The 24,792-nt window shown below is 46.3% G+C and carries 16 protein-coding genes; 4 read left to right on the forward strand and 12 right to left on the reverse strand.

Features of this window, described 5'->3' with window-relative positions; translation table 11 throughout:
* Positions 1-3: 3 nt before the first annotated feature.
* Complete coding sequence (locus NYE20_RS17365; RefSeq protein WP_161621285.1) at positions 4-393, forward strand: DUF2283 domain-containing protein; 390 nt, start codon at positions 4-6, stop codon at positions 391-393.
* 40 nt (positions 394-433) lie between these two features.
* Here the strand turns inward: NYE20_RS17365 and NYE20_RS17370 are convergent, their stop codons facing one another.
* The 9 genes from NYE20_RS17370 to NYE20_RS17410 form a co-directional block, all read right to left on the reverse strand.
* Positions 434-670: a YuzF family protein gene (locus NYE20_RS17370; RefSeq protein WP_003220677.1), complete on the reverse strand. Its 237-nt coding sequence runs from the start codon at positions 668-670 to the stop codon at positions 434-436.
* Positions 671-847: 177 nt separating this feature from the next.
* The gene (locus NYE20_RS17375; RefSeq protein WP_003244444.1) at positions 848-1,378 is read right to left on the reverse strand and encodes an HD domain-containing protein; all 531 of its coding nucleotides are present in this window, start codon (positions 1,376-1,378) and stop codon (positions 848-850) included.
* Positions 1,379-1,575: 197 nt separating this feature from the next.
* Positions 1,576-2,307 (reverse strand): (S)-benzoin forming benzil reductase, encoded by a 732-nt coding sequence (locus tag NYE20_RS17380; RefSeq protein WP_003228771.1) that lies wholly within the window; start codon positions 2,305-2,307, stop codon positions 1,576-1,578.
* Positions 2,308-2,369: 62 nt separating this feature from the next.
* Positions 2,370-2,825 carry a type VII secretion protein EssA gene (essA, locus tag NYE20_RS17385; RefSeq protein ID WP_015251327.1) on the reverse strand — a complete coding sequence of 152 codons (456 nt, stop codon included), beginning with the start codon at positions 2,823-2,825 and terminating at the stop codon, positions 2,370-2,372.
* Between the two features lie 31 nt (positions 2,826-2,856).
* Positions 2,857-6,075 (reverse strand): type VII secretion protein EsaA, encoded by a 3,219-nt coding sequence (esaA, locus tag NYE20_RS17390; RefSeq protein ID WP_161621284.1) that lies wholly within the window; start codon positions 6,073-6,075, stop codon positions 2,857-2,859.
* Positions 6,072-10,559 (reverse strand): type VII secretion protein EssC, encoded by a 4,488-nt coding sequence (essC, locus tag NYE20_RS17395; protein ID WP_249850861.1) that lies wholly within the window; start codon positions 10,557-10,559, stop codon positions 6,072-6,074. The genes esaA and essC overlap by 4 nt, the downstream gene beginning before the upstream one ends.
* 60 nt (positions 10,560-10,619) lie before the next feature.
* Positions 10,620-11,975, reverse strand: coding sequence for a type VII secretion protein EssB (gene essB, locus NYE20_RS17400; RefSeq protein WP_024573120.1), 1,356 nt, complete (start codon positions 11,973-11,975; stop codon positions 10,620-10,622).
* 14 nt (positions 11,976-11,989) lie between these two features.
* A complete protein-coding gene (gene yukD, locus NYE20_RS17405; protein WP_003228763.1) occupies positions 11,990-12,229 on the reverse strand; it encodes an ESX secretion system protein YukD in 240 nt (79 codons plus the stop codon).
* 69 nt (positions 12,230-12,298) lie between these two features.
* Positions 12,299-12,592, reverse strand: coding sequence for a WXG100 family type VII secretion target (locus tag NYE20_RS17410; protein ID WP_003220661.1), 294 nt, complete (start codon positions 12,590-12,592; stop codon positions 12,299-12,301).
* A 521-nt stretch (positions 12,593-13,113) separates the two neighbouring features.
* Between NYE20_RS17410 and adeR the strand changes: the two genes are divergently transcribed.
* The 3 genes from adeR to NYE20_RS17425 all read left to right on the forward strand — a co-directional run bounded on the left by adeR (position 13,114) and on the right by NYE20_RS17425 (position 16,409).
* On the forward strand, positions 13,114-14,382 hold the full coding sequence (adeR, locus tag NYE20_RS17415; RefSeq protein WP_051673220.1) for a sporulation transcriptional activator AdeR: 1,269 nt from the start codon (positions 13,114-13,116) through the stop codon (positions 14,380-14,382).
* Positions 14,383-14,483: 101 nt separating this feature from the next.
* Positions 14,484-15,620: an alanine dehydrogenase gene (ald, locus tag NYE20_RS17420; RefSeq protein WP_339183593.1), complete on the forward strand. Its 1,137-nt coding sequence runs from the start codon at positions 14,484-14,486 to the stop codon at positions 15,618-15,620.
* Positions 15,621-15,731: 111 nt separating this feature from the next.
* Entirely contained in the window at positions 15,732-16,409 is a 678-nt protein-coding gene (locus NYE20_RS17425; RefSeq protein WP_003228755.1) for a YukJ family protein, read from the forward strand.
* Positions 16,410-16,453: 44 nt separating this feature from the next.
* On the opposite strand, the gene NYE20_RS17430 is transcribed toward NYE20_RS17425, so the two are convergent.
* Genes NYE20_RS17430 through NYE20_RS17440 form a run of 3 tightly spaced genes read right to left on the reverse strand, consistent with a single transcriptional unit; the run spans position 16,454 to position 24,773 of the window.
* On the reverse strand, positions 16,454-16,663 hold the full coding sequence (locus NYE20_RS17430; protein ID WP_003228753.1) for an MbtH family protein: 210 nt from the start codon (positions 16,661-16,663) through the stop codon (positions 16,454-16,456).
* 15 nt (positions 16,664-16,678) lie between these two features.
* Positions 16,679-23,815: a non-ribosomal peptide synthetase DhbF gene (gene dhbF / locus NYE20_RS17435; RefSeq protein WP_339183596.1), complete on the reverse strand. Its 7,137-nt coding sequence runs from the start codon at positions 23,813-23,815 to the stop codon at positions 16,679-16,681.
* A gap of 19 nt (positions 23,816-23,834) precedes the next feature.
* Positions 23,835-24,773, reverse strand: coding sequence for an isochorismatase (locus tag NYE20_RS17440; protein ID WP_029318480.1), 939 nt, complete (start codon positions 24,771-24,773; stop codon positions 23,835-23,837).
* Positions 24,774-24,792 lie beyond the last annotated feature (19 nt).

Consider the following 24,792-nt stretch of genomic DNA (forward strand, 5'->3'; position numbering starts at 1 on the left):
GTGATGAAGACCGTGACATACGATACAAATTCAGAACTGGCTTATATCTATGTTCTTCCTCCGAAAAAGAACAGGAATGTACGGACTGAGGAGCTCAGAGTCAATGATTGTCTCCTGCTGGATATCAGTCAAGACGGCAAAATCGCCGGATTCGAATGTTTTGGTGAGGCAGCACACCTCTGTGCCCCATTTGCCGGGAAATCCCGGCTATATGTAAAAGATTCAGACGGTTATCATTTTCGGGTCTGCCAGCATGCTTCAGTCCGTTCCTGCTATACGGTGTACGGTGTCACTTTCTGTTTTTCAGATGGTGACTATCAGGAATTTGCCGGCTTTGACCTTGATGGAACAATGTATCATAGTGCGTTTTTACAGCGCTTAACTGAAAAATAGGACGTCCCGGTGTACGCCTATTTTTCATGCGCAAGCACTGTTAGACCCGCTCGCTGTAATCTGGGGTGACGGAAATCATGTGCTGGATTCTGATCAAACAAACAGAATTTCGGGCTCCTTCAATTGTGATATGGTCAGGTTTTACATCGATCAGTCTGCCTCTGACCGTATCTCGTACTGTCTGTATAACGAACCTTGAGCCGATGAGCTTTTTAATGGTCTGATAGACATAAGGATCGACTAAAGAGACCAGTTGCGGACTACCTTGGTTGACCATACTTTTATCCCCTTTGTGTGTTTTATCTCAGCTTATGCCGCGCTTATGGATAATGACACAGGCTTACCTGATAAAACAAAGGGGTGCGGAGATTTTAGGAGAATACGTTTGGAAGCGGGTGTAAAGGAAGTATCGATGAAGCGGAGACAGCGAAGAAAGCTGGGCGCTGTTCCGTACTTATACAGGCTTTATCACGGATGCCTGGGCTTGATCGATTAATTGGTCCAGTTTTTCTATTTTTTTTCGTGCGGTTGAAGGATCAATTTGGCGGTAATGATGGTGGCCGCCCGGCTCTTCATCCAGTTCGTCCGCTTTTTTGACAATCTGCTGCAGCGTGTTTTTATCTAATTCGCCTTCAGGCAAATAGGAATCTGTATGAAGCAAAATGGCTAGTGCAATCTCTTTTGCCGCTTTCGGTTCCTCGCCAAGCCGAATCAGAAGCTTATGCGCGCGTTCCGCCCCTTTAATGGCATGAATGTCATTTCTTTTGTATTTCTCATAATCCCACTTTCCGTCTGTATACCATTCATAATGGCCGATGTCATGAAGCAGTGCCGCTTTTGCTGCTAAATCAGGATTAATGTCAGCCTTCACAGACAGCCTGTATGCATGATAAGCGCAGGCAATCGCATGTGCCACGCCGGAACGCTGAAGATATTTTTGTGCAATTGGATGGGTGAAAACATCCATTAATGTAACCTTTCTCATGGAAACCCCTCCTTTAGATATTTTTAGAATCCTAACATAATTTGCAGAGAAACTCAATTCTTATGTCACATCATTTTGATCTTCTTATCATCATTGTTATACCCTAAAAGCAGCGTTTCAGTCAGTATATGCGGCTGTTCAATAAAATGCGCTGGCTGTAGCCTTTTGTATAAAAAAAAGAGCAGAAAATATCTGCTCTACAAAAACTCTTTAATATCATAAATGCGGCCGTTTTCCGTCCCTTTTTCTAGTAAAGAAAGCAGCGTGCCGGCAATAAAGTCCGGACTGCGAAGGCTTCCTGTTTCATTTAATTTCCGGAATCGTTCAATGTGGTGGAAATCCTTTTTCGATGAAGAACGGATGACGGCCTGCATCTCAGTGTCCATCACTCCAGGTGAGAACGAAATCATGTTCACCGGCAGCTCTTCATCCTCCTGTTCAAATCCGAATGTCCTCGTAAACATGTCGAGCCCGGCTTTTGAACTGCAATACGCGCTCCATCCCTTATATGGATTTTTGGCGGCTCCTGAAGTAATGTTGACAACCGTCTTTTTGCCGCTGTATGAAGCAAACCGTTTTGTAAACAGCTGACTCAAAAGCACGGGCGCAGTCAGGTTCAGCTGATAATGGCGCTGAAGCTCGTCAAGAGAAGCTTCGCCGGCACGTTTGATCGGCGTTACCATTCCGGCGTTATTGACCAGGGTAATACCAGAATAACGATATGGATCGATGGATGAGAGCAATGTTTCAAATTGCTGTTCAGCTTCTTCGAGATTGATGAGGTCTATTTGATGCTGCGTTAGTTTTTCATGAGAGACATCCGTTTTCGTTCTGGATAAGGCATGGACTTCATGCCCCTTTTCTAAAGCCTGTAATGCAATGGCTTGACCCAGCCCTTTTGACGCTCCGGTGATGATATAAAGTTCCATTGGAAACCTCCTTTTCCGTTATTATTGTACGGCACCTCTTTTACACAACACAAGCACGCGGCCTACGCCTTCTTGTTTTCCTGCGCTGTGACTTTTGGGATGAGGAACACGATGCCTGCAATTCCGAGCAGGATCAGTACGACATAGATCATCGGCAGCAGCAATGATGATGTTTCTTGTTCATCTTCTGTTTCCGTTGATGATGTCTTTGTTATTGGTTTTTCTGCAAATGTAATTCCAAGCTGTTTCGACTGGGCCGCAATCGTGTTGGAATCCTCGGCATTTGTTGATGTAAACAAATCTTTTATCAGCTCGGCGTCCTTGTCCTTCGGTTTATCAAAAGTGATATCCTTCTGTTCCTCAGGCAGTTCTGTTTTTTCTTCATAGTAGGTATCTTCATGCAAATAATTCGTATCGATTTCGATGTCTTTTTTCTCATACTGGTTTGGCGCGACATCTGTATTTTCTTCAGTTTGGGCAGCAGCTGCAGAGGGTATGAAAAGGGAAAAGGAGAGCATACAAATCATGATCCCCTTTTCCATGCTGCGATTACGCTTCATACGTTTCATCGCTTTCTGCTGTGTGTTCAGCCATCAGCCGGATAATCAGCGGCAGAGCCGCGGCAATCACCGTAATGATCAGCAGAACTGTTATTCCCATTGTAAACAAGTGCCCAGTACCGTACTGGATGTCGATATATACTTTCGAAACCGGATCTTCAAATGTAAAGTTCGGCATGATCAAATCAATAAGCGGTGCGACATAGAATAGAATCATTGCCGCTGAAGCAACCCAGCCAGGGATTGATCCGAATCTGAATGCCGTCCGGATGAAGGCAGAGCTTGCGACCAGCAATAGAATCGTAAACACCGACCACTTAATCGTCTGATCGTCCGGCAGTGAATAAATATTCAAACCGAACAAGCTGATCATAAGTCCGACAAGGATATTCAGAATTCCGAATAACGCTCCTTTGACGAGAAGCGGTGCGTTTTGGTAATACGAGCTGAAATAGCCGATTAACAGACTGCTGATCAACACAATGACAAGGATGACAACCGGAGGTACCGTCTGAATTTTTTCTTCCGGAACCTCTCCGCTGATTTTAAGCGGATTCGCTAAGTAATCATATACATAGCCATTGTTTTGCCCGTCTACTAATGTATTTCCGAGTATGCCGTATACGTCATTTCGCACGAGTTTCGTGGAGGCTACATTTTTCCCCCAGTTGTTGTTTAAGGTGTCGGCTTTCGCTTGAACATCATTGACGCTTTGCTGCATGTTGGTTGTGTAATCAATGATGCCTGACTGGCGATCAGACAATGAACCCATCATGTCTGACATTTGCAGCACTTCCTGGCCGACCGTATCTTGGACACTCAGTGCCATGGTGCCAGACAGCCCATCGTTGCTGAACGTCGCAGATTCCTGTGTTGCGCCCGTTACAAGCTGTTCTGACGCTTTTGCGGCACTTTCAGAGATTTTCGTCAGTTCGTCGAGAACACCTGCTTGAGAGTCACGAATAAAGCCGCTGTAGTCATCCGCAAATTTGGTCATTCCGTCGATGAAGGTGTTAATGTCTTCATCAGTTTGCATCGTGTTGTTTTTGAGAGCTTCCCAGCTGGCTGATTCTTCAGGTGAGAGAGCTAGGACTGATTGGACGTTGCCCTGCTGGCCGTTAATGGCGCCGGCTTTTGCAGCACTGTCAATCGTACCGGATAATACAGAGTCATAAACAGACAAATATTTATAGTATCTCATTAAAGCGGAGATGCTTTCTGTATTGATGTCTCCTGAGAATTGAAGCTGATCTTTATTTTCAAGCTCGCGAATCGCACTGTAAATCCCTTCAAACTCCCGCTTCCGTTTCGCTTCGAGATTTTCAAGTTTACCTTCGAGCTTTTTCACTTTGTCTTTCAGGTCATCAATTTCATCAGTGAGACCATTCATTTGCTCTGTTAGTTCCTCTAACTTCTTTTTCAACTCTTCATTATGAGCAGTTTCTTTTTCTTTGAGCTCTTCTTCAATTTGCTTGATTCGCTCAGACGCTTTGCTGAGCTGTTCTTTTGCTTTGGCGATATCAGAAATGTCGTCGTTTCCTGGTTGATCTTGGTCACCAGGCTCCATCGTATCTCCCGTATCTCCGGTTCCGCCTTCATTTGCTAGCTTGATAAATTGAAGGGCTGAGTCAGATGAAGCAGTCTGTTCGGCAGATGTGCCCGTTTCGGTTTGTCCGCTGTCGGACGCACCATCAGAGGCATCGCCGTTCTGCACCTGACCGTCAGTTCCCTTCTGCTGGTCTTGATCCTGAGTACTGCCGTCCGTTTGTCCGTCATTACCGGTATCACTGCTGTTATTGTCGTTCCCTGTGTCGCCCTGTGTATCATCGGGATTTGTACTGCCCCCGTCATCAGGTTTTTCTGGATTATCAGTGGACGGATCGTCTGGTTCAGTACCCGGATCCTCCGGTGTTGGATCCTCTTTTTCAGGCTCCTTCAGATTGTCTGAAATATCCTGAATATCAGCAGCGATATTTTTCAGTTCTTCACGCTGTTTTTCAAGATCAATTTTGAGTTCTTCAGGATCTTCTTCTTTAGGGTCTTTATCTTTATCATTGTTGTCAGAACCATCGTCTATGACTGGGTCGTCCCCTTTCGCAACTGTCAATGCCTGACGTGCCGGGACAAGCAATTCATACACCTGATTTAGTGCAGCCTGTCTTGATGCGGCCTGATATTGTTCGATTAAATTACTTTGGATTTTTGCCATGCCAAGTTCCTGCTGGGACACTTGCCCTTCCCTAATTTGCTGGGCGTTTGCCAGCACATTACTGGTTTGTCCGAGCTGTGACTTCGCTTGGCCAATCCCAGTTGCCAATCCGCTCATGCGTTCGCTGAACTGATTCGCCTTTTGCTGTGCCTGGATGGCATCCAGACCTGTCCGGATTTGCTGCTGTGTTGAATCTTGGGCTGCCAAAAGCAGCTTTTTCTGATTTTCTTGATATTCTTTGTATCTTTCAACTGTATCAATGAATTCTTTCAGCGTATTTTTGGCTTCCTCCGCTGTAGAAGCTTTTTCTTTTGTCGTGCCTTGCGCTTCATTCATTGATTTCTTCAGCTCATCGATTAAGTCTTTTTGCTGTTTGATTTCACCTGCTAAATCATTAGAGCTTGGTTTGTAAAAGTTGTACATGACATTCTGGAATTCAGATTCTTTATTGACGATCTTGTCAAATTCTCCTCTGATGTTGTCCACTTTTTGTGAAACAAAATTCCAGTATAAGGCCGACATTTTTTTGTTCATTGTCTTTTGGGCATCCTCAAGCTCACGCTGAACTTTTTCTTTGTTAACCGCATTCAGGTTATCTTGAATGCTGAATTCGAGCGTTGCTTTTTGAGGATGGTCTTTGTCATAGCTCAAAATGTTTTTTGAGAAGTCTGAGGGAATGTAGACAATCGCATCGTATTTCTTTGAAGCGAGACCGGTCTCGGCCGCGCTTCGGTTTACGACCGTCCACGAATAATCAGGACGTTCACCCAGAACGGCCGCTACTTCCTTGCCGAACTGGGCGGATTTGTCCTCTTCATCAGACTTTACCTCATCACTCAATACGCCTGTGTCTTCATTCACCACCGCGATTTGCCGGGTGGAATTGACTGCTTTTTTCGTTGGGTCGTCTCCGATAAATCGGAAAAACAACACCGGCAGCAGCAAAATGATGATGACGGCGGATATTAACTTGATCAAGCTTTTTCGTTGTTCTGTCATCTAGCACTCTCCCTTTCAGCAGAACATAAAGGAATTTGAACTTTTTGCTCCTTCCCGTTTTCCACAACATATCCGAAGCCCGGCTGAATCTCAGGCTCCTGTCTTTGGTACGGGAGAGGAATGACATTTTGCTCAGATTTTTTCATCAGCAGAATCGCGTGGCGGATTTGCTTCATCTCAGTCGTCAAGGAGTCATAGCCTTTTGAGAATTCGCTGTGATTTCCGCCCGGGATAAAGCTGAACCCAAGATGAGCGTATGATTTCATGAAGTTAGCGAGACGGTCTTGTATTCTCGTATCAATCGTCTGCTGGAATCTCGTTATCCCGTCAATCATCAGCACGACTTGTGAGAATCGCAGATTTTGTGCGTCTCCTTGGCGGACGGCTTCTACATACATGGCCTCTCTTGTTTTGAAAATGTCTTCAGCTGTTTCAATCCACTGCTCAATATCTTCTTTCGTTTCCAAATATGAAACATCTGATTCCTTCGCGTAATGAGATAAGCCGCGGTCAATCGAGTCAAACAGGCCGATCATTTCAGTTTCATCATCAATCAGATGTTCGAGCATTACTTTTAAGACGTTTGTTTTCCCGCGCTGAGTCTGGCCTAAAATCAGGCAGTGCTTATGCTTGCCTAAATCAAAATAGACTGGGCTGACTGTTTCTTCATGAAGCCCGATCGGTACAGATAAAGGCTTGCGTTCCAGCTTGAAGCGGATAGACAATTCTCTCGTAGACAAGCTCTCAGGCAGCATCGGAATCGGTGCCGGCTGCTCCATTGAAGCAAATCGCCCTTGAAGTTTCTGTACGTCTGATTTCAGCTCGTTGAACATGCCGATATCATCATCGGCGTCAACAGGCAGGAACATTTGCGCGAAATAAAGCTCTTCCTTTTGAATGATGACGCGTCCCGGAATCGGCTCAAGATTGAATTTCGGACGGCCGTAAATGGAATATCCTTCTGATTGATCCATGAGATAATGGACAACCTTTGTTTTCAAGTTATTTAACAATGACTGGCGGACAGCATTCACCCGCGTTGCTGTCAGCATAAAGTAGATACCCAAGCTTTGTCCGTCTCTGGAAAGCTGGACAAATTCCGATTCAAGCTCATGCATCTCATCCTTGACAATGTCAAAGTTGTCAATGGTGATAAAAATGAACGGAAGCTCTTCTTCGCTCAGCGCATTGTACATTTTGATGTGGCTGATTTCTTTTTCCCGGAACAAACGTTTACGGCGGTCAATTTCTTCTTTGATGCGAATCATGAACTTTTCAATTTTTCTTGACTGGTCCATCAGGAAGTAATCCGCGGTATGCGGGAGCTTCGCTAATGGCAGCAGCGTTCCGTTTCCGAAATCAAAGATATAGACATGAAGCTCTTCAGGTGTGTATACGTCCGCAAAACTCATCAGGAACGTTGCGGCTGCAATCGATTTTCCGTAGCCCGAAGAGCCGAAGATGCCGATATTTCCATCTTCCATCATCTTATAAGCAATTGGCGCCTGTCTTTGCAGATCAGGTTCATCGACATACGCAAAGTGGAAATGGTCTTTTTCGTTTGAAGGGAAAAGAGTGCGCGGAATACGTTCCGCAAGCGGCGGCAGCCAAGGGCTTGGCAGCTTCTCGATTCCCATTTCATCTTGGATGCGTTCAATTTCGTCAACTACAGCTTCGATTTCGGTTTGAACGTCTTTTTTCGCGTTATCTTCGGTATCAACCTCAGAAAGCGGGATCAGACCCGTATCTGTAACAATCGCGATTTCATCCTCAGTACCGTAGACTTCCTCTAAGTAAGGCGCCCCGCTCCATGCAGATTGGAACAGCTCATACACTTCATTGTTTCCGACCTGCAAATAGCCGCGGCCTGTTACGGTAATGTTTGCGGCATCGCTGTTTTTCAAAATTTCTTTACTGTCGGTGGCATCCTGGACCTTGAGCGCTACTTTAAAGCGCGAGTTACTCCAGATCTGGTCGTCGATGATGCCGCCTGGCTTCTGTGTCGCCAAAATCAAATGAACGCCGAGGCTTCGTCCGATACGCGCGGCACTGACAAGCTCCCTGATAAAATCAGGCTCCTCGCTTTTCAGCTCGGCAAACTCATCAGAAATTAAGAACAAGTGAGGCATCGCCACTTCTGCTTTCCCTTGCTTGTATAACTTTGTATAGTCATTGATGTGATTGACTTGATACTGGTCAAACAGGCGCTGCCTTTTTTTCAGCTCGCTTTTAATGGAAGCAAGCGCACGCATACTGAAGTTTTTGCTTCCTTCAATATTTGTGATCGTGCCGAGGAGGTGGGGAATGTTGCGGAACGGCTGCGCCATTCCTCCGCCTTTATAGTCAATTAGTAAGAAAGCCGCTTCATGCGGATGAAAATGCACTGCAAGTGACAAGATGTAGGTCTGGAGAAATTCACTTTTCCCTGATCCCGTTGTCCCCGCAAGCAAGCCGTGCGGACCGTGTGCTTTTTCGTGAAGGTTCAGATACACAATGTCATCTTTCCCTTTATAGCCGATCGGCACTGACAGCGACTTCGACGATTCACTTGTCAGCCATCTTTGCTGAATGCCGATTTCTTTTACTTCCTTCGCATGAAAAAGCTCCAGGAACGATACCGTTTCCGGAATGGAATTCGTAATGCCGACCTGGTGGTTCAGCGTCCGCAGCGTGCGTGAGAACCGTTCGTTGTCCTCACGCTGATGATGATCGAGACGGAACGGAATTCTTACCGCTTTTTTCTTTTGTATTAAAATGTCGCCTTCATGCTCATTAATGTAGCGGACAAGAGTTGTAATGTTTTCCGACAAGCTTTCCTTTGTTTCCGCCGCGACAATTGTCGAGATGCCCAGATGCTCATGCTGTCCTTCTAAATATTCGAGAATGACATGTTCAGAGATCAGCTGCTGATTCGTGATGACAAATACAAAATGCGGTTTGAACTGCAGTTTTTCTTTGTCATCTTCGAGATCACGCTCTCTGATCAATTCGTAAAGTGAAGACAAGAGCTGATCTCGGGTTTGCTCATTATAAATAAATCCTTTTGCATAAATATGGGGCATTTGAAATTGCGGAAGCCACTTCATCCACTCCCAGTCTTTATACTCTTCTTCATGAAAAATAAATACAAAACGCAAATCGTGATAGCTGTTAAAGAACGACAGCTGTCCGATCAACTGGTGAATCTCATTTTTCACAATTTGCGATTTACCGACAAGCCCCATCGGACCTTCTGCCAAATCGACCGTCACCGGCGCATGGCGGATATCTTTATAGACGCGCTGCATGTGCTGCGATTTCTCCATGAGGTCATCGATATCACGATTCGCCAAGTCTCCGCCGCTCATATTGATTTCATAGCTTGACGGAACTGTTCCCGTCCCAAGCCGCAGTTGCAGATAATCCTTGCTTTCAAGTGATTTTTCCCAGATCCGATCACTGATTTCACTTGTTAAGTATTTCATTTGTTCAAATGAAGGAAAGTGAAATTCAAGAACCTGCTTTTGCTTTTCAGCAAGTGCCTGAAGCTCTTTCCGCTTATTGTCTAAGTAAAGCTTATATACACGCTCCCGTTTTTCCTCGCGTTTTTTCCGCTGGTTTTTATCCCGGAAATATTGCACTGTCGAGGTAATGAGAGTCATCATAAACATGGCCAAAGAAACGAGTATAAATATGCCGCGCGGCTGGATGATGGCAACTACGCCCATCACGATCAGCATCACAAGCGGAGGCAGGATGACGAGCCACAGCCCTCTGTTGGTTTGATCGCTCTCCTGAGAGGGAAAACTGAAAGAAACGCGGTCATCCGGCAGATCGTATACCATCCGCGGCGTTCTTCTGTACTGCGGATATTTTTTCTGCATCTCTGTACTCGGTTTGACCGTTTCTGTTAACGCTGTTTCAAACTGGGCATAATGAACAATTTCTAAAAGGTCATGTTCCGTCACCCTCATTTGCGTGAAGTTCCAGAATATTTCATCCCCCGGCTTGAGCGGCGTATTGGCGTTGATTTTCTCTCCGTTCAAGAAGATCGTTCCGCTTTCAGGGCGGACCGACCAGCTGCCGCCTGCACGAAGCAAAGAAAACGTGCTTTGTTCTGCAAATGCAAAATCTTGCGGATTCAGATAAATATCTGCATTCGTTTTTTCTGAGGAACATACAATTTCATCCCGATTTCCCGTAAAATAAACGGATTTCTCAGGTTCACTGCCCGTCAATATCAAGCGTATATCCTGCTGATCCGTTTGGAGAGTAAATGATATATCCGTCTCAATCGTGCCGAGACAATCATTTCCCAGGAAAACTTCGTATTGGCCGCCGGATTCCTTTCTTTGAAGAGAAATGACTCCGCTATTAAATGGAATGGAGCTGATCGTAACAGAATCCTTCACATCAGGCCCTATGGTCACCGGATGAGACGACGGGAGGTTAGACAGATTTAATTTTTGAACGTTATTTTGGTAAAAAACCCATAATAGACTCAAATGGCGAACCCCCTTACGGCCGAATGGCAGCATGCGATGACCTGCGCTTCATGTCTCACGTTATTTGTCATCTTTTTTCTCATCTTTCTTTTCTGTTTCTTTTTTCTCGTCTTCTTTTTTCTTCTGTTCTTCTTTTTTCGCTTTTTCCTCGGCTGCGGCTTTTTCTTCTGCCGCTTTCTCTTCTGCTTGTTTTTCTTCGTCTGTTTGTGTCTGTTCTTCGCTTGTATCGACTAACGATGTTTCAGAATTAGACTGTTTATTTTCTTGACGTTCTTTTTGCGCTTTTTCAAGCTCACTATTTACTGAGTCAAGTTCTTTTTGTATGTCTTCATCATTTGTATCCTCAGATAAAAGCTGCTGTTTATATTTAGCTAGGGCAAAGTAAATATAATCATTGTATTCCAGCTTGCGGCCGATACTGATCGCTTCTTTGTATTCTCCTCGACCATAATCAATCCAATATAAGAAATGCTGAGGGTCTGATTGAAGGGTGACTAAATTATTTTCTATATTTTTGGTTTTTGCACTCCCCAGGTTTTCGACCTCAACATAGGACGTCGCCAGCTGATACTGCACCGATTCAGGCAGGCTTTCCGCATCGTACTTGGACAGTGTGCTGATGACTTCACTGTACTGCTTGTTTAAGAACGCACGGTTGCTGTCCACTATCGCCTGGTGCTTTGGCTGCGCGAAAAATAAGGCGTACATCGAATAAATAAGTGCCGGTACAAGCAAAACAATGAGCCCCAGGCCGATATATCGCTGGATGTTCCACTTCTTTCTCGGGATATGTATGTATGTTTTTGCTTTGGCTTCGAGCTCATCAATATGGGTTTGAATCAGCTCGAGCAAATCATCATAGGATTCAGCATCTAATATCGCCTTTGCCTCTGCGGAAAACGTCAGCGTTTCATTGAATTTCAGGTAGTCTTCAAACGCAAAAGCGCCGTCAACTGCCAAAGCCGCTGCCGCTTTCAGCTCCTGCCATACTCTTTCCTCATCACGCTCGTAAGGAGGAATGCTTTCTTTTACTCCATAATGGAGAAAATAAGGCGTAAGCCCTTTATCGAATACAATGTTTTCAGGAGCGACAATCAAATTCAGCCTAGACAGATTGTGCTGCTGTACGGCTTGAACAAGCTGATAGGCAAACTGCCATTTACTTTTTTTATCCTTAGCTTTCATGAAGCGGAATGCTTTATAGGAGGAGGGAGGTTGGATTGTGATGATTACTTCATCATCCGTCACATCGATTTCTTTATGAAAAAATGGATTTATATCTTTGATCACGTTAGCTTCAAGACCGTCGAGAAGCTTTATTTTTTCCCGTTGAAAGGTAAATGTATAGCCGGCATCTGTTTTCTCGGCAACAGCTTCTAATTGGTTTTCTAAATATGATTTTTGTTTACCTGACATTCAACCAGATCCTTTCATAATATTTCAAGCCGGTCTCCGTTTGTAATGCCGCAATCAGACAGCTTGCATTCTCCGGAAAACACCTTATCCTTGTTCACCACTCTGATCCAGTGCCCTTCGCGCGGAGGCATAGATACGCTTTGGGCCTGCCAAGCAATATCAATTACTTTTTTCACCGGGTGGTAATCTGACAATCTGAGATCAAAGACACTGCCGTTATAATGTTTCAAATCTATTGTAATATCAATATACATTTAGGATCACCCTTACATAGAAAGAGCGCCGTCTTCTTTTGAATCAGGCGCTCCTTCCCTTTCATACTGTTATCCGCGGATTTGATTTGCGATGTCTTGGTCAGTAGACTCAAGTGTATTTGCTGTTTGATCAAGCTGCTGATTCACATCTTGAAGCAAATCTGACATTTTGATAAATGAAGGTTTGAGCTGCTCGTATTGATCTGCGAACGCTTCGCTTGAAGCACCTTCCCACATGCTTTTCAAATCAGAGATCATTCGGTTTAAACGATCAACCTGATTTAATACTTCTTGGCTTTCAACGCCGTATTGCTTCGCCATCGCTCTTAGCTCTTCGGGTGTGACACGAATTAATCCTGCCATATTCCTCATTACCTCCTGTGCCATCAGCCTAAATATGGGCTAATTCACTTATTTTTAGAACGTCATTATTATAAAAACAGTTTTTCGGCATAGTCAAACAAATATGTTTTAATTTTACAAAATGAGTCCAATGGTTTACCCCGAATCACTTAAAAATGACATATAATGTAAAGTAAATAGGTTTATTTTCTTAATCTCCTCTTCATTCTCCGAATAATCCAAAAGACCCAAATAACTCTCCAACTCCCAAAAAAAACCTTTCAGAAAATTTGATGCTACAGCACCATTTCTGAAAGGTTCAGTTTTTTCTTTCCTTAATTAGTCTCGCCTCCGATGACTTTCTTAGAAGATTAATAGGATAAGCTGTCGTATTATATGAGGCATACAACTGTCCTGCAAAAAGGCGATTACACCGCCAAATGTATATAGAACGTTTCTCTCATGAAATTGTTTTTTTGCTTCTGTTCTTTGTTGTTGATTTTCACAAACAACAACAATCATAATAAAAGGAAGGGGATGAGATGTCAAAGAGAAATCAAGCACGAAAAGTAGGGAGATTTATGACCATGCCGAATGATCCGTTTAAATATAGTTTTGACAGACTTGAAGATGTTGCTGATCATATCAGCGACGTTCTGCGGTGCCCGATCACCATAGAGGATGTTAACCACAAGCTGCTTGCCTACAGTACACACAGCGACTGCACAGACCCTGCCCGGACCTCTACCATTATTGGCAGAAGGGTACCGGAGAAGGTGATTAACAAGCTGTGGAAAGACGGGACAATTCCTGCTCTCTTAAAAACGGACCAGCCGATCAGAGTCAAGCAAATCGATGAAGTCGGGCTGAGCAATCGCGTCGCTATTTCGATTTGGAAAAACAAGCAAGTACTTGGCTTCATATGGGCGCTTGAGATCCAAAAAACATTGTCCGATGAAGATCTGCTGACATTGCAAATGGCAGCAAAAGCAGTGAAAAACAAGCTTCTCAAACTTCAAATCAGAAAAACGAAAAATGAAGAACGCAGCCAAGAATTTTTCTGGAAAATGCTGACCGGACACATCCATCAGGAGGATGATATGGCGGATGGGTTCCATAAGCTTGGAATGGCCGCTCCTTCAGAGTTTTCCGTTATGATCATCCGCATAAATGGCGAGCTGACTGAAAAAATCGAACAGCAGCTGCAATATTTACAAGAAACGACCCAGCAGGTTTACGTGCTGCTGGCGACCGTAGATTCCAATGAACTTATTATATTAACCTCACCCAAAACAGATCATCCTTTTCAAGATTTAAAACAGTTTGCTTTAAGTACGCAAAAACAGCTGAAGGAGCGGTATAAAATAGAAGACGTTTCTATCGCTTTTGGCGGAATATACAACTCTATTTCTTTTGTCTCCCGCTCCTATCAGGAAGCATTGTCCGTCTTAAAAACGAAGGAACGGTTCACTGAAGAGACCAAACATCTTTTCAGCTTTTCTGAGTTAGGCATTTATCAATACTTAGATGTCTTATATGAAAAACGGAAACAGGCGGGCCATTATAATTACTCGCTTTCCAAACTGGAACAATATGACCGGGATCACCAGTCAAATCTGGTAGAGACGCTAGAGCGCTTTATTGAAGCGGACAGCAACGTGAATACCGCTTCTAAGCTGTTAAATATACACGTTAATACGTTGAATTACCGCCTTAAGCGGATCAGCCAGATCGCTGAAATTGATTTGAAAAATGTGAATCAAAAATTCACCATCTATTTAGATATCAAACTTCGGCACATGGATTTGTGAAATTTCACAAATCCATGTTTTTTTATTTTCTTAATCAAACAAAGAATTTTCCAAAATATCAAGCTACACTAAAAATATCACAGATACAGGAGGAGACAGATATGATCATAGGGGTTCCTAAAGAGATAAAAAACAATGAAAACCGTGTCGCATTAACACCCGGGGGCGTTTCTCAGCTCATTTCAAACGGCCACCGGGTGCTGGTTGAAACAGGCGCGGGAATTGGAAGCGGATTTGAAAATGAAGCCTATGAGTCAGCAGGAGCGGAAATCATTGCTGATCCGAAGCAGGTCTGGGACGCCGAAATGGTCATGAAGGTAAAAGAACCGCTGCCGGAAGAATATGTTTATTTCCGCAAAGGACTTGTGCTGTTTACGTACCTTCATTTAGCAGCTGAGCCTGAGCTTGCACAGGCCTTGAAGGATAAAGGAGTAACTGCCATCGCATATGAAACGGTCAGTGAAGGCCGGACATTGCCTCTTCTGACACCTATGTCTGAGGTTGCGGGCAGAATGGCGGCGCAAATCGGCGCTCAATTCTTAGAAAAGCCTAAAGGCGGAAAAGGCATTCTGCTTGCCGGGGTGCCGGGCGTTTCTCGCGGAAAAGTAACGATTATCGGAGGAGGCGTAGTCGGGACAAACGCGGCGAAAATGGCTGTCGGACTCGGTGCAGATGTGACGATCATTGACTTAAACGCAGACCGCTTGCGCCAGCTTGATGACATCTTCGGCCATCAGATTAAAACGTTAATTTCTAATCCGGTCAATATTGCTGATGCTGTGGCGGAAGCGGATCTCCTCATTTGCGCGGTATTAATTCCGGGCGCTAAAGCTCCGACTCTTGTCACTGAGGAAATGGTAAAACAAATGAAACCTGGTTCAGTCATTGTTGATGTAGCGATCGACCAAGGCGGCATCGTCGAAACTGTCGACCATATCACAACACATGATCAGCCAACATATGAAAAGCACGGGGTTGTGCATTATGCTGTAGCGAACATGCCGGGTGCTGTCCCTCGTACATCAACAATCGCCCTGACTAACGTTACTGTTCCATACGCGCTGCAAATCGCGAACAAAGGGGCAGTAAAAGCGCTCACAGACAATGCGGCACTGAGAGCGGGTTTAAACACCGCAAACGGACACGTGACCTATGAAGCTGTAGCAAGAGATCTAGGCTATGAGTATGTTCCTGCCGAAAAAGCTTTACAGGATGAATCATCTGTGGCGGGTGCTTAATTCACAATGAGCTTGCAGAAAGATTTCTGCAGGCTTTTTTATTTTTTAAAAGGAAAAAAGAGACCATTTCACGAATTATGACTATGAAGTTGATCATAAAGGAGGATTCATATGGCTGTTCAGCAATATGGCGTGTTAAAAGGCATAGTCTTAGACATGAAGCGGGAAACAGATGATGACAGTCCTCATTTCCAAGTCAAAATGCTCGGTGAAGAGAATACGTATTACAGGTGCGCCATCAATGTGATGTCCAGTTCTGAGGAATCTGAAGTATTGTATTTGGCTGACGATCAGTTTGATTCGGGCTCAATTACCATCCTTCCGAACATGCCGTATGGATATACAAGGATCAATGAAGCAAACCGTGAAGTGGCACTGGATTATGTGCGGGGCAATTTGTTTGACCCGCGGGAAATGAAGCCTTTGCCTCATGAAATCACAGGACCTGATAATGATTTAAATGATTTTATTGAAACCTATATGAAGAAAGCACAAGATGAGAAAGCGCCGGTTTATATATTCGGTTCAAAATTCGGCCCTGAACAGGCTGCAGATAAAATATTCGGCTTTACCCCGACTAACGGAATGCACAATATCCATATGAATCAAGGGAATGCAATGGATACGCGCTGGAAAAAAGACAACGGCTCTTGGCATGACGGGGGTATTCTGATTCAGTTTGCAGATCAGTGGGCCGCTGTGTTTTTAGCGTTTTTATCCCAATCTTGGTGTACCGATGAAAACGGAAACCCGGTCAGAGATTGTGATCATACCCAAACGTCTGCGTAAGATTAGAAAAAGAGACTGCGGCGAGCAGTCTCTTTTTGATACGATTACACATTTTCAACAGTCTTTAGGCTGTTTGGCCTCATATCGCTCCAATGCGATTGGATATAGTCCAAACAAGCTTCACGCCCTTTTTGCTCATGAACGACTGTCCAGCCGCTCGGCACATCTATAAAACCGGGCCATAGGGAATATTGGCCTTCTTCATTGATCAGCACCAAATACGTGCCATCCGCATTTTCAAAAGGATTTGCCACTCTATTTCTCCTCCCTTATTTATTCAACTCTTCCAATTTGACAGCGAGAACCTTGCCGATTTGAGCCAGAGGTTCCGGCTGACATAAATCTTTATGACGGCAGTCGATGTCGATTTGTTCAATCTGTCCGTTAATATAAGGCTTCCACGAGTCAGGTTCAATCGGGTCAAACCATTCAGGAATGATTGTTGATCTGAAAAACAAAACATTTCCACGGAAGGTTTTCGGCTTATAGGAACCTAAAATGCCGACAGAATTGACATACGTATTCTTCAAATTTAAAATGACCGTTTCATCCAGGCTCGCAAGCGCACTGCCGTCACGGCGAAGAATCTCAATCGCCGCTTCAAAATCTAGCGGTTTTTCCCCTAAGCTGTCTGGATCATACCCGCCTAACGCCAGAAGGGCAATAAGCGCTTCCTCATCATCCGGTGCCTCTTTTATAGGAAGGAAGTGGTTCGGATAGGCGTCCAGCATCACCAACAGGGATACTTCTTCTCCTTGATTTTGCAGCTGGGTAGCCATCGCTTGAACGACATTCCCGCCCAGGGACCAGCCCAGCAGATGGTACGGGCCTTTTGGCTGGACCGTTCGGATTTGTTTAATGTAATCGGCAGCCATGTCATCAAGTTGTTTCGGAAGCTCCTCGCGCTGCCCGATTCCCCGTGCCTGCAAGCCGTAGATCGGATAATCTGTTCCTATATTGGTCATCAAACCGGCATAACACCAGCTGAGCCCCCCTGCCGGATGAACACAGAATAAAGGAGGCTTGTCTCCGCTTGTTCGGAGCGGCAGCAGAACGTCAAGAGCGCTTTGGCTTGATCCCATTTCAAGTCTTTCAGCGAGCCCGGCTACAGTAGGTGCTTCGAACAAGTTGCCGATGCTGAGTTCAACGCCGAGCGCTTCACGAATGCGGCTCATGAGCTGTACAGCAAGCAAGGAATGTCCGCCTAAATCAAAGAAACGGTCATCAATGCCGACACGCGGCAAGTGAAGCACCTCCATAAAGAGGTCACAGAGAATTTCTTCCTGCGGCGTTCTCGGTCCTCGTCCTGTCACTGCCGCTGCGAAATCCGGAGCGGGCAGTGCTTTACGATCAAGCTTTCCATTCGGTGTCAGCGGCAATTCTTTCATCGTCACAAAGGCAGCAGGCACCATGTAATCCGGCAGTCTCTCCGCAGCATATTTGCGCAGTTCCGCCGTATCAAATGTTTCTTCCGAAGGGATGACATAAGCTGCTAACCGTTTATCTCCCGGCTGATCCTCACGAACGATCACTGCCGCATCTTCAAGCTGCGGATGCTGAACAAGCGCGGCTTCAATTTCTCCCAATTCAATCCGGAATCCCCGAATTTTCACTTGATGGTCTGCACGGCCGACATAGTCGAGAGAACCGTCAGCGCGGAGGCGGGCCACATCCCCAGTGCGGTACATCCGGGTGCCTGGAGGACCGAACGGATCAGCTATGAAGCGTTCAGATGTTAAACCAGGCCGGCCTAGATAACCTCGTGCTAACCCCGCTCCTGATACATACAGCTCTCCGGCAACACCCGGCGGAACCGGCTGCAGGCGTTCATCCAGCACGTATACACCAAGATCGGGAATGCCGCAGCCGATCAAGCTGTTTGCCCGTAAAGCTGCCATGCTTCGGTCTAATTCGATATAGCTCACATGCACCGTCGTTTCTGTAATCCCATACATATTGATAAGCTGCGGTCTATTTTCAGGGTGGCGGTTGTACCAATCCTCTAAACGGCTGAGTTCAAGCGCTTCTCCGCCAAAAATGACATAGCGCAGACTGAGTGCCTGTCCGAGATCCGGCTGTTCCCGTTCCGCCTGCATAAACTGATAGAAAGCAGACGGTGTCTGGTTCAGAACAGTCACCCCCTCTTTGACAAGCAGGCGCAAAAACGCTTCTGGCGATCTGCTGACGTGGTGAGGTACGATCACAAGACGTCCGCCATGCAGCAGAGGACCCCAGATCTCCCACACCGAAAAATCAAACGCATAGGAATGGAACATGGTCCAGATATCGTCTGAGCTGAAACGGAACCAGTGCTCAGTCGCTGCAAATAAACGTGTTACATTTTGGTGAGGAATCATTACACCTTTTGGAACACCTGTTGAGCCGGATGTATAAATGACATACGCCGTATTCAAAGGCGAAAGCGGCTGAGTCCTGTCCTTATTTTTTGGATTCTCTGCAGGGTACGTGTTTAGTTTCTCTGCCAGCTCGGGATCATCCAGCACGATTTTCGGCACGTTTTCAACTGGCGGAATGTGATCTGCTGCTTTAGTGTTCGTCATGATAAACGCAGGCTGGGCATCTTTTAGCATAAAAGCAATTCGATCAGCCGGATAATCCGGATCAAGAGGGAGATAAGCTGCCCCGGCCTTTAGCACCGCCAATAGGCCGACAGCCATTTCCAACGATCGGGGCAGTGCCAATGCCACAAATTGCTCCGGCCCGACACCTTCACTAATCAGCATTCGGGCAAGCCGGTTTGCTCTTTCATTCAGCTCTGCATAGCTCAGTTCCTGATTTTCATATACAACGGCAATGGCATCAGGACGTAAAGCAGCCTGCTTCTCAAATTGCTCTGGCAAACATGCGGGCGGAATCTTTTCAGATACACTTTGCCAATCAGTCACCATGCTGCTGCGTTCCTCTGGTGCAAGAATATCCAGATTTCCGATTTGCTCGTCAGGATCAGACTCGGCAGCCTCCAACAGGCGCATCAATCGGTCAGCAAGAGCCTGAGCAGTTTCCCGCTTGAAAAGATCAGTGCTGTATTCAAGCAGTCCTTCCATCCCGTTTGGTGTCCCGTCAGCAAGGCGATCTTCACTGATTTCCAGCGTCAAATCAAACTTGGCAGAACCGACACTGTTGATTCGCAGGCTGCTCTCCATATCAGGAAGATGCAGTTCAGCGTCCGGTGTGTTTTGGAACGCAAGCATGATTTGGAATAAAGGATGCGTCGCACGCGAACGAGCCGGATTGAGCACCTCTACAAGTCTCTCAAACGGCAGATCCTGATTGTCATAGGCGGCCAGATTCACTTTCCGTACTCTGTCTAGAAGCTCACGAAAGCTTGGGTCACCGGACGTATCAGTTCTGAGCACCAATGTATTAATAAACAGCCCTACAAGATCGCCCAGCGCATCATCATTCCGTCCCGCGATCGGACTGCCGATCGGAATGTCGGTGCCCGCCCCGAGCCTTGTCAATAAAGCGGCGAGACCGGATTGAAGCACCATAAACAGGCTCACCCTATTTGTGCGAGCCAGCTCCTGCAATCGCTTATGAAGCTCGGGCTCAATACGAAAATGAATCGTATCTCCATCATGACTCGGCTCAGCCGGACGTGAATAATCGATTGGCAGTTCAAGCTGATCAGGCAGGTTTTTCAAGGTTTCTTTCCAGAAAGCAAGCTGACCGGCAATCAAGCTGTTTGGATTATCCTCGTTTCCAAGCAGTTCTTGCTGCCAAAGCGCATAGTCTGCATACTGCACAGCAAGAGGCGCCCATTCGGGAGATCGTCCGTGGCAGCGAGCCGCATAAGCCGTCCCAAGGTCTCGGGTCAGTGGTGTTAAGGACCAGCCGTCCCCGACAATATGATGGACGAGAAGAAGCAGCACGTACTCGTCAGGACCGATCACAAAAAGCTCGGCACGAAAAGCAGGTTCAGCTGCAAGATCAAAGCTGTAGCGTACAGCTTCGGCAAGCCGATCAGAAAGCTCCTTCTCAGCAATTTCAGTAACATGTAACTCAGGATGGGCTTGATCGGCATCTAAAATATGCTGATAGGATGTCCCCTGTGATTCAGGGAAGATCGTCCGAAGGCTTTCATGACGGCAGACGAGGTCATAAAGTGCCGCTTTCAGCAATCCTTGATCCAACTCACCTGACAAACGGACAGCAACCGGAATATTATAAGTAGGACTCGGTCCTTCCAGACAATGCAGGAACCATAGCCGGCGCTGGGCAAATGATAGCGGGATCTTTTCAGGCCGCTCAGCTCTCTGCAAAGCGGGACGTGCACTCTGCGCCAAATCAAGATGGGCAGCGAGTCCGGCTACTGTCGGTTCGTCAAAGAGCTTGGCGATACCAAGTTCGGCTCCCATTACCTCGCGAATGCGGCTCATCAGACGGGCTGCAAGAAGAGAATGGCCCCCAAGCTCGAAGAAACTGTCATCGATACCGACGCGTGCCAAACCGAGAACCTCTGCAAACAAGTCACACAATATCTCTTCCTGAGGAGTCCGCGGGGCCCGATCACTGACAGATGTGCTGAAGTCTGGTGCCGGCAGTGCTTTCCGGTCAAGCTTGCCATTAGGTGTTAATGGCAGCTCGTCCATCTCCACAAACGCCGCCGGTACCATATAATCAGGAAGACTAGCCCCCATATAACGACGAAGCTCTGCAGTATCAATAGCACCATCAGCGACTACATAAGCCGCCAATCGTTTGTCTCCCGGCTGATCTTCCCGTACGACAACCGAGGCCTGTTCAATGTGCGGGTGATTGGCAAGCACGGCATCAATTTCTCCAAGTTCAATTCGGAATCCGCGAATTTTGATTTGATGATCCGCCCGCCCGATATAATCCAAAGACCCATCGGCACGCCAGCGGGCCTGGTCTCCGGTCCGATACATCCTAGTTCCCGGCGGTCCGTATGGATCTGCAACGAAGCGCTCCGCCGTTAAATCAGGGCGATGGAAATAACCTCTGGCCAAGCCGGTGCCTGCAATATAAAGCTCTCCGACAACGCCCGGCGGCACCGGCTGCAATCCATTATCAAGCACATACACCTGCGTGTTCCAAATCGGTTTCCCAATCGGAGGAACGCCCTGCAACCCTTCTTCAAGAAAAGCTGCGGCAGACCAAATCGTTGTTTCAGTGGGACCGTATAAGTTCGTGACTGAACAATGAAGGTCTTGAAGCGCCTGCAAAAGACCGCTCGGCAGCGCCTCGCCTCCTACAAGCACTCTAAGCCCCCGAAGTTTCTCAGGTTCACTCGTTACCAAAGCGTGCCACAGTGTCGGTGTCGCCTGCATGATGTTAATATCGAAATTTTCAATCATTTGAGCTAATGCCTGCGGCTCACGGATCGTTTCTTTCTTTGCGATCACGATTTGCGCTCCGCTAATCAGCGGAAGATATAACTCTAATGCTGAAATATCAAAAGCGACAGTCGTCACAGCCAACAGCCTGTCTTCTTCTCCTAGAGAAAACGCCTCCTGCATGGACAACAGAAAATTGCTTAAGCTTTTCTGTGTCACAACGACTCCCTTCGGTCTTCCTGTTGATCCTGAGGTATAGATGATATACGCAGGATGGTCAAGAGAAACCGATACATCCGGATTTTCCGGCGAATAGCGTTTTATAATCTCCTGTGTAACAGCCTGATCAAGCACAAGCTCCGGTACAGCCAGGTCATCAGGCAGACTGGCTGCTATTTCCTCAGTCGTTATGATGCATGAAGGTTTCGCATCCTCCAGCATGTAAGAAATGCGGTCGGCTGGAAACTCCGGATCAAGGGGGAGATACGCCGCACCAGTCTTGAGCACACCAAGCATTGAGGCCACCATCTCAGGGGAACGCGGCAGCGCCAAAGCGACAAACTGCTCCGGACCAATCCCTTTTTCGATCAACAGACGCGCGAGGCGGTTTGCCTCTTCATTGAGCTTTCGATAGTTGACTTGAATGTCATCACACATGAGAGCGATACGTTCTGGCGTAAGAACTGCCTGCTTTTCGAACATGTCCTGAAGGCTGACCAGCTTCTCGGATTTTGCCGTCTCATTCCATTTAGAAATGACTTTTTCTTTCTCCTCTGGCAACAGAAGCTCCATTTGCCCAATCAGCATGTCCTCTCCGGCAGAAGCCGTTTGCAGCAGCTGCAGGATACGCTGCTGATGAAGCTTAATATCAGACTCACTGTATACCTCAGGATTCGCATCAACATCAATTCGCAGCCCGCTGCCGTCTGTTCTGTCATATACATTGATTGATAGATCATCAACAGGACCGGCTGAAAGATTATGCGTTGTGCCCCGGGCCCCGGCAAAGTCGAGACCGTAATCAAACGGCATAAGATTGATTTGAGGGCCAAATAATCTATGATTTTCTCCTATCAATTTCAGATCGCGCCGAAGCTCTTCATGGCGATACTTATGATGTCGCCGAATGCTGCGGATTTCCCGGGAAATTTGCTGAATCAGTTCAGAAAAGCTCATCGAAGAGCTTACCGTCAGCCGGAGCGGGAGAAGGTTCATCACCATAGCCGGTACATTCAGTGACGCGGACCCTATCCGACCCATCATGGGCAGGCCGAGCACAACATCCTCAGAGCCGGTCATACGGTGCACATAAACAGCTGACACCGCAATCATGACTTCATGCCAGCTTCCTGAGAAATAGCGCGCCGCTTCTTTTAACGCGTTTACATCAGACGGAGGCAGATATGCCGTATGACGAAGAAAACTGTTAGATGTTCTTGGCGCCCGATCAGCCAAGCTCACAACTTCAGGTGCATCTGCAAAACGGTCCAGCCAGAATTGACGATCCTTCTCATACTGCTCTGATCCGCGATAATCTGTATCCTCCTCCAAAATGGCCTGGAGAGACCCAAAGGAACGGCCTTTAGCTGTTTGTCCTTTTATAAGCGCAGTATATGTACTTGCCACACGCTGGGCTATCAGGGAAAAACCGAAGCCGTCGATCGCTATATGATGAATGCGCTGATACCAAAAGAAACGATCAGGCCCGGCAATAAACAGAGCTTCATTGAACAAAGGGTCATACCCTAAATCAACCGGCTTTGCTAAATCAGCTTTCATCCAGTTTAATGCTGTTTTTTCCGGATCAGGCTCAGAGCTGACGTCAATGACGTGCAGCTGTACATCCGGAGACGGGTTTATCATCTGCCAAGGCCCGTCCATATTTTCACCGAAGCGGACATGCAGCGATTCCGCTTCCTTGATCACGTGCCGCAAAGCTTCTTCAAAAAGAGCAATATTGATTGGTCCATTGATTTCTATATATTCCGCTGTATTGTAGATTGGATTGTCCGGATCAAGCTGCTGAGCAAACCATATGCCAGTTTGCGCCCCGGTCAAAGAATATTGAAGATCTTTTGTATCAGGCATCCGTTTGTTTACCCTCCTTTTATAAATAATCCGCGTTTGGCAGCACTTGCTGGCTGCGGGTTGTGAGCAATTTCTGCCATTCTTCGATCGTTGGGCGTTCAGCCAATTCCACGAAAGTCACCTCTGCCCCTTCACGGCGCCATTGTTCCACCAATGTCATGATCCTTACCGAATCAAGACCACGATCGAGCAAATCCTCTTGATCTGTGATGTCTTCCGGTGTTTCTTGTAGAAGCTCAGCAATTTGTTTACGGATATTCTCACATGTAAACACATTCTTTTTGCCAGTGTTTGCTGACGTTTTTTGAACGTCTGCCGGCGCATTCTGCAGCTGATCAAGAAGACTGTCAGTCATCACGGTAAACGCACAGCGTCCAGCCGCATAGTCCAGCGCCATTTGATGTTTTTCTAATGAAAAATCAGCAACTGCATCTCCCACAAAAAAGGCTTTAATATCCTCCATAAATGCTTCACATGCTGTAACAAGACAGCCGATATGGGCGTAAATTCCTGTAATGATCAGCTGATCGCGTCCCTCTTTGCGCATCATTTCAAGCAGATTCGTTCTCTTAAACGCGCTGTATCTCCATTTTGTCAGCACAAGATCATCATCCTCTGGTGCCAGCTCGGTTATAATTTTCTCCTCATAAGGACCGCTGTTTAATCCCGGGCCCCAAAAGTCTGTCAGCAGCGCACGGTCATCCGGATTTTGGCTTCCCGGCTGTGCGGTATAAACAACAGGAATCCCAAGCTGAACACATTGATTCTTCAGCTTTCGTATATTCGCTGAAAGCTCTGTTACCGGAGACGCTCCCGCTGTGAAAGCATCGACAAAATAGTTTTGCATATCGTGAATTAACAAGACAGCCCGATTCGGATCAGGCACCCATGAGACTTTGTTTTGCGGCATATCAGATGCTGTCGGCATTTGATACGGCTGAATGGCAGGTATAGCCATATGAACACTTCCTCTCAAA

Origin of the sequence: Bacillus sp. FSL R5-0416 (assembly GCF_037975425.1) — a bacterium.
Classification (GTDB): domain Bacteria; phylum Bacillota; class Bacilli; order Bacillales; family Bacillaceae; genus Bacillus; species Bacillus subtilis.